This window comes from Alcanivorax sp. HI0083 (assembly GCF_001635175.1).
In genome coordinates this window covers 1-802 of the sequence record NZ_LWFX01000759.1, presented here as the reverse complement: position 1 = coordinate 802, position 802 = coordinate 1, and the positions used below count along the sequence as shown (strand labels likewise).

Genomic DNA, 802 nt, shown 5'->3' with positions numbered 1-802 from the left:
ATGCCGCTGGCCTACAGCGCCCATGCGGACCAGGTAAGCTGGCAAGCACTGGTCGACTTCCTGGAACACGAGGAATAATCACCCGCACCAGAATTGCGCATCACCGCGCACCACGCACCATACCGGCACCCATTCAGGTGCCGGCATGGTCATCCTCCTCACACACACTACCCCCCTTTTCTTTCTCCCGCTTTCGCCTCAGCCCACGGCTCGCGCGGGCGCACGCCTTTTCCCCTCCTCGCCAGGCCCATCTTGGCACTCCCTTTGCTTTGTTACGCAAGAGGAATCGAATGGCCTTGTTGCCATTAGGGAGCCTCTAAATGACGCCTTGCATGCAAGGTCTTTCAGAGGCTCCCGACTCAACACAATGTGCACCAATAGACCGCTAGGGTTCCGGTCGACTGCGTCAGCAGCCGATGCCTGGTCCGAGAGCAGTCGACCTTCTTGGCGCCGATAGACCCGCGACAACGTCTATCCGCAGGGGGTTACACGGCGGGACAAAAGCCCGGGAGGACACGATGACAACCTTGTCATTGGATTCCTCATCGTCCGTAGCCAAGGAGCTCCACCATGACCCGTTCCGTACGAAAGACCGCTGCCGTTGCAGCGCTTGCCCTGTTCACCTCACTCACGCCGGTCACCGCGCTGGCTAAAGATTCCTTCAGCATATGCTGGTCCATCTATGTGGGCTGGATGCCGTGGGATTACGGCGCCCAGCAGAAAATCGTGGATAAATGGGCCGACAAGTACGACATCGACATCTACGTGGTGCAGATCAACGACTACGTGGAATCCATCAACC

Annotated in this window: 1 pseudogene and 1 riboswitch; the pseudogene reads left to right on the top strand. The window is 58.4% G+C overall.

Annotated features, from left to right (window positions below):
• Nucleotides 1–374 precede the first annotated feature (374 nt).
• Nucleotides 375–514, top strand: a riboswitch (guanidine-I (ykkC/yxkD leader).
• A gap of 56 nt (nt 515–570) precedes the next feature.
• Nucleotides 571–802 (top strand): annotated as a pseudogene (locus A3754_RS07390) (lipid kinase); the annotation flags it as partial.